Below are 6,410 nucleotides of genomic sequence, written 5' to 3' on the forward strand. Positions count from 1 at the left end.
CGTCGGGCGGCCCGTGCTGGCCGCCGGTGGCCGCAAACAAGAACGCCGCGCTTTTCGGAGCGCGGCGTTTTTGTTTGCGTGACCAGTAGGGCGCCGACGGCGGCGCGTCAGATCAGCCGCAGCATGTACAGCTCGCGCTTCAGGTACGCATAGAAGATCGGCGCCGCGATCACGCCCGGCAGCCCGAACGCGGCTTCCATGATCAGCATTGCGAGCAGCAGTTCCCACGCGCGCGACTCGATCTGGCCGCCGATGATCTTCGCGTTCAGGAAGTATTCGAACTTGTGGATGATCACGAGGAACGCGAGCGACGCGATCGCGGTGCCCATGCTGACCGACAGCGACACCGCGACGATCAGCGTGTTCGAGACCAGATTGCCGATCACCGGCAGCAGGCCGACGATGAAGGTCACGAGCACCAGCGTTTTCGACAGCGGCAACTGCTCGTGGAAGATCGGCAGCGCGACGAGCAGGTAGATGGCCGTGAATGCGGAGTTGATCGCCGAGATCTTGATCTGCGCGAACACGATCCGGCGGAACGATTCGGCAAAGCGCGACACGCGCGTGACGAGGGCGGTCGACAGCGGCCGGCGCACCTTGCCGTGCTCGACGCCGATCGCGATCATCGCGCCGATGATCATCCCGAATACCACGTGGCCGAAGCCGCGCGCGACGCTCTTGCCGCCTTGCTGGAGCTGATCCATGTGCGAGTGCATCAGCAGCGCCGCCTTGGTCTTCATCTGCTCGACGTCGACAGGCAGCAGGTTCGCGATCCACGCCGGCGTGCGCGCGCGCGTTTGCTCGACGATCTGCATCAACTGGCCGAGCAGGGTCTGCAGGTTCGGCACCGTGTGCTCGAAGTGTTCGATGATGCCGATCGTCAGGCCGGTGAGCCCGCCGACGATCGCGATCGACAGCAGCACGACGGCGACCCAGCGCGCCCGCATGCTGGTGGTGTGGCGTTCGATCACCGGCGCGATCGTGTGGATGAGCTGGTAGACCAGCATGCCGGCCAGCAGCCCGCCGAGGAGCTTCAGTTCGATGACGAGCACCATCGACACGAGGGCGAACAGGTAGCTGCCGATCTCGATCGCCGACAACTTCGGCAGGCTGAAGTCGCTCGTCAGCCGCACGCTGCGCAGGTGCGGCTCGCGGTTCTGCGCGTCGCGCGACTCTTGTTGCTTCTCCATCGTGGATTCCTGTCGTTCGTGTGTCATGCCGCGCGATGGGCGGCAGAGCGGCGTTCGCCCGGCATGGCACCGGATTGGTGCGGACGGCGAATCTTACGACCGTAAAGTATAGCTGCCATTATGGTCCGCCATGAGGCAGTTTGGCTCATGGTGTAAACGCAGAAGGGAAAACCACAGGAGGGAAACCGCCGGAGGGGAAACCGCGGGACGGCAAATCGCAGGGCGCCGCCGCGGGCCCGGACCGTGCGCGGCCGGGCGGCCGCGCACGCCGGAGGCGGGCCGTCAGCCGGCCGCCGCCTTGCGGGTCGGGCGTTTGAGCAGCGGCGCGAGATACTTGCCGGTGAAACTGGCCTTGGTCTTCGCGACCTGCTCGGGCGTGCCCTGCGCGATGATCTGGCCGCCGCCGGCGCCGCCCTCGGGGCCGAGGTCGATCACCCAGTCGGCCGTCTTGATCACGTCGAGGTTGTGCTCGATGATCACGACCGTGTTGCCCTGGTCGCGCAGCCGGTGGATCACTTCCAGCAGCAGCGCGATATCGTGGAAGTGCAGGCCGGTGGTCGGCTCGTCGAGGATGTACAGCGTGCGGCCGGTGTCGCGTTTCGACAGCTCCAGCGACAGCTTCACGCGCTGCGCCTCGCCGCCCGACAGCGTCGTGGCCGACTGGCCGAGGCGGATGTAGCCGAGGCCGACGTCGAGCAGCGTCTTCAGCTTGCGCGCGATGACCGGCACCGCGCTGAAGAATTCATACGCATGTTCGACCGTCATGTCGAGTACTTCGCTGATGTTCTTGCCCTTGTACTGCACCTCGAGCGTTTCGCGGTTGTAGCGCTTGCCGTGGCACACGTCGCACGGCACGTACACATCCGGCAGGAAGTGCATCTCGACCTTCAGCACGCCGTCGCCCTGGCACGACTCGCAGCGGCCGCCCTTCACGTTGAACGAGAAGCGGCCCGGATCGTAGCCGCGCTCCTTCGCGGTCGGCACGCCCGAGAACAGCTCGCGGATCGGCGTGAACAGGCCCGTGTAGGTGGCCGGGTTCGAGCGCGGCGTGCGGCCGATCGGCGACTGGTCGACGTTGATCACCTTGTCGAAGTGCTCGAGGCCCTCGATCGCCTCGTGCGGCGCCGGCTCGGCCGACGAACCGTACAGGTGGCGCGCGACCGCGTGATACAGCGTGTCGTTGATCAGCGTCGACTTGCCGGAGCCCGACACGCCGGTGATGCAGGTCAGGAGGCCGACCGGCAGCTCGAGATCGACGTGCTGCAGGTTGTTGCCGTGCGCGTCGACGATCCGCAGCATCCGCTCGGGATCAGGCGCGAGGCGCTCGTCCGGATACTCGATCACGCGCTTGCCGACGAGGTACTGGCCCGTCAGCGATTGCGGATTCGACTGCACCTGCTTCGGCGTGCCTTCGGCGACCACCACGCCGCCGTGTTCGCCGGCGCCCGGGCCCATGTCGACGACGTAGTCGGCCGTGCGGATCATGTCCTCGTCGTGCTCGACGACGATCACCGAGTTGCCGAGGTCGCGCAGGTGCTTGAGCGTGCCGATCAGGCGGTCGTTGTCGCGCTGGTGCAGGCCGATCGACGGCTCGTCGAGCACGTACATCACGCCGGTCAGGCCCGAGCCGATCTGCGACGCGAGCCGGATCCGTTGCGCTTCGCCGCCCGACAGGGTTTCGGCGCTGCGCTCGAGCGACAGGTAGTCGAGGCCGACGTTGTTCAGGAAGGTCAGGCGCGCGACGATTTCCTTGATCACCTTGTCGGCGATCTCGCGCTTCGCGCCGTCGAGCGTCAGGCCGTCGAAATAGCCGAGCGCGTCGCGCAGCGGCCAGCCGCTGATTTCATAGATGCCGCGCGCGTAGTCGCCGGTGCCGACCCGCACGTGGCGCGCTTCGCGGCGCAGGCGCGTGCCTTCGCACGACGGGCACGGCTGGTTGTTCTGATACTTCGACAGCTCTTCGCGCACCGCGACCGAATCGGTCTCGCGGTAGCGGCGCTCGAGGTTCGGGATGATCCCTTCGAACACGTGCTCGCGGATCGTCGTGCGGCCGCGCTCGTTGATGTACGAGAACGGGATCGTCTGCTTGCCCGAGCCGAACAGCAGCACCTTGCGGATCTTTTCGGGCAGATCCTCGAACGCGGCGTCGATGTCGAATTCGTAGAACGCCGCGAGGCTCTGCAGCATCTGGAAGTAGAACTGGTTGCGGCGATCCCAGCCTTTCACGGCGCCCGCGGCGAGCGACAGCGACGGATGCGCGACGACCCGCTTCGGGTCGAAGAACGTGATCTGGCCGAGGCCGTCGCATTCCGGGCACGCGCCCATCGGGTTGTTGAACGAGAACAGCCGCGGCTCGAGCTCCTGCAGCGAATACGAGCAGATGGGGCACGCGAACTTCGAGCTGAACAGGTGCTCGTGATCGGTATCCATTTCCAGCGCGATCGCGCGGCCGTCGGCGAGGCGCAGCGCCGTCTCGAACGATTCGGCGAGGCGCTGCTTCATGTCCGGGCGCACCTTCAGGCGATCGACGACGACGTCGATCGTGTGCTTGTCGTTCTTCTTCAGCTTCGGCAGCGACTCGACCTCGTAGATCTTCGCGACCCCTTCGTTCGCGGTGCCGCCGCCCGAGCGCACGCGAAAGCGCACGAAGCCCTGTGCCTGCATGTCCTCGAACAGCTCGGCGTGCTCGCCCTTGCGGTTCGCGACGACCGGCGCGAGGATCATCAGCTTGGTTTCCTCGGGCAGCGCGAGCGCGGCGTCGACCATCTGCGACACGCTCTGCGCCTCGAGCGGGATGTCGTGGTCGGGGCAGTACGGCGTGCCGACACGTGCGAACAAAAGTCGCAGGTAGTCGTGGATCTCGGTGACCGTGCCGACGGTCGAACGCGGGTTGTGGGACGTCGCCTTCTGCTCGATCGAGATCGCGGGCGACAGGCCTTCGATCAGGTCGACGTCGGGCTTCTCCATCAGCTGCAGGAACTGGCGGGCATACGCGGACAGGCTTTCGACGTAGCGGCGCTGCCCTTCGGCATAAAGGGTATCGAACGCGAGCGACGACTTGCCCGACCCGGACAACCCGGTAATCACGACGAGCTTGTGGCGCGGCAGGTCGAGATTGACGTTTTTCAGGTTGTGGGTACGTGCCCCACGGATACGGATCTGTTCCATGAACCTGGCGAAAATGGAGGGAACCAAACCTGCTACTATAACGGCTTTTCGAGGCCGTCGTTGGGGGCCCCCAGCCTCGGCAGCAGCTGGCAGCAAGGCAGTGCCCGCGCCGGGAAAACGGCCGCGCCGCGAGGCTTCGCACGGCCCGCAGGCTGCCCGCGTCATGCCCCGGCACGCGACCTGCCCGGCCTGCCGGGCCGGTGGCCCTGATCTTCCGCCGCCCGCCGCCGCGCGGACAATCCGATCATTCGAAATTCATTCCCGATGTCCAATCCGTCCGCCACGTCTTCCCGCATGAGCGCGCCCGAACTGCGCGCGACCACGTCGCTCGCGGCGATCTTCGCGCTGCGCATGCTCGGCCTGTTCATGATCATGCCGGTGTTCTCGGTCTACGCGAAAACCATCCCGGGCGGCGACAACGTGCTGCTCGTCGGCCTCGCGCTCGGCGCCTACGGCGTCACGCAGTCGCTGCTGTACATCTTCTACGGATGGGCGTCCGACAAGTTCGGCCGCAAGCCCGTGATTGCCACCGGCCTGCTGATCTTCGCGCTCGGCAGCTTCGTCGCCGCGTTCGCGCACGACATCACGTGGATCATCGTCGGCCGCGTGATCCAGGGGATGGGCGCCGTGTCGTCCGCCGTGCTCGCGTTCATCGCCGACCTCACCTCCGAGCAGAACCGCACCAAGGCGATGGCGATGGTCGGCGGCTCGATCGGCGTGTCGTTCGCGATCGCGATCGTCGGCGCGCCGATCGTGTTCCACTGGGTCGGGATGAGCGGCCTGTTCGCGATCGTCGGCGTGCTGTCGATCCTCGCAATCGGCGTCGTGCTGTGGATCGTGCCCGACGCGGCGAAGCCGGTGCACGTGCCCGCGCCGTTCGCCGAGGTGCTCCACAACGCGGAGCTGCTGCGCCTGAACTTCGGCGTGCTGGTGCTGCACGCGACGCAGACGGCGCTGTTCCTCGTCGTGCCGCGCCTGCTGGTCGACGGCGGGCTGCCGGTCGCGTCGCACTGGAAGGTCTACCTGCCGGTGATGGGGCTCGCGTTCGTGATGATGGTGCCGGCGATCATCGTCGCCGAAAAACGGGGCAAGATGAAGCCGGTGCTGCTCGGCGGCATTCTGGCTATCCTGATCGGCCAATTGCTGCTGGGCACCGCGCCGCATACCATCCTGATTGTGGCGGCGATCCTGTTCGTGTACTTCCTGGGCTTCAACATCCTGGAAGCGTCGCAGCCGTCGCTCGTGTCGAAGCTCGCGCCCGGTTCGCGCAAGGGCGCGGCCACGGGCGTCTACAACACCACGCAGTCGATCGGGCTCGCGCTCGGCGGCATCGCGGGCGGCTGGCTGCTGAAGCACGGCGGTGCGGATACCGTCTTTTACGCGTGCTCAGGGCTCGTTGCCGCGTGGCTTATAATCGCGGCCAGCATGAAAGCGCCGCCGCTGCGCAAGGCCTGACCCTTCTTTTCGGGCAGGCGCCGGCGGCGCTCGCCGGCTTGCCCGGCGGGCCGCTCCGACGATTTTCGCGGGCGGCTCCGCATCGAATTTACTGGAGAAACACATGGCATCCGTCAACAAGGTCATCCTCGTCGGCAATCTCGGCGCCGATCCTGAAGTCCGTTACCTGCCGAGCGGCGACGCGGTTGCGAACATTCGTCTCGCAACGACCGATCGCTACAAGGACAAGGCGAGCGGCGATTTCAAGGAAATGACCGAGTGGCACCGCGTCGCGTTTTTCGGCCGTCTCGCCGAAATCGTCAGCGAGTACCTGAAGAAGGGCTCGTCGGTCTACATCGAAGGCCGCATCCGCACGCGCAAGTGGCAAGGCCAGGACGGCCAGGATCGCTATTCGACCGAAATCGTCGCGGATCAAATGCAGATGCTCGGCGGCCGCGGCGGTGCGGGCGGCGGCGGTGGCGGCGGTGACGAAGGCGGTTACGGCGGCGGCTACGGTGGTGGCGGCGGCGGTCGCGGCGGCGAACAGATGGAACGTGGCGGTGGCGGCGGCGGCGGTCGTGCCGGCGGCGCGCCGCGCGGCGGAGCGGGCGGCGGCCA

4 protein-coding genes are annotated in these 6,410 nt (G+C 66.6%); 2 read left to right on the plus strand and 2 right to left on the minus strand.

The features are described 5' to 3' along the window. Positions 1-107: 107 nt before the first annotated feature. Positions 108-1,190, minus strand: a complete 1,083-nt coding sequence (locus tag O1Q03_RS31330; protein WP_269508224.1) for an AI-2E family transporter — start codon at positions 1,188-1,190, stop codon at positions 108-110. Between the two features lie 282 nt (positions 1,191-1,472). Then, positions 1,473-4,358 carry an excinuclease ABC subunit UvrA gene (gene uvrA, locus O1Q03_RS31335; protein ID WP_269508226.1) on the minus strand — a complete coding sequence of 962 codons (2,886 nt, stop codon included), beginning with the start codon at positions 4,356-4,358 and terminating at the stop codon, positions 1,473-1,475. Positions 4,359-4,622: 264 nt separating this feature from the next. Between uvrA and O1Q03_RS31340 the strand changes: the two genes are divergently transcribed. Beyond that, positions 4,623-5,813, plus strand: coding sequence for an MFS transporter (locus tag O1Q03_RS31340; protein ID WP_269508229.1), 1,191 nt, complete (start codon positions 4,623-4,625; stop codon positions 5,811-5,813). A gap of 103 nt (positions 5,814-5,916) precedes the next feature. Beyond that, positions 5,917-6,410: single-stranded DNA-binding protein (locus O1Q03_RS31345; protein ID WP_269508231.1), on the plus strand; the 494-nt coding region annotated here is incomplete at its 3' end.

It is taken from the genome of Burkholderia sp. IMCC1007 (assembly GCF_027257875.1).
Lineage (GTDB): Bacteria > Pseudomonadota > Gammaproteobacteria > Burkholderiales > Burkholderiaceae > Burkholderia.

What these genes read in the sequence shown, in the direction of transcription:
- O1Q03_RS31330 (WP_269508224.1), bottom strand. Translation starts at nt 1,190, where the DNA reads ATGGAGAAGCAACAAGAGTCGCGCGACGCGCAGAACCGCGAGCCGCAC.
- uvrA (WP_269508226.1), bottom strand. Translation starts at nt 4,358, where the DNA reads ATGGAACAGATCCGTATCCGTGGGGCACGTACCCACAACCTGAAAAAC.
- O1Q03_RS31340 (WP_269508229.1), top strand. Translation starts at nt 4,623, where the DNA reads ATGTCCAATCCGTCCGCCACGTCTTCCCGCATGAGCGCGCCCGAACTG.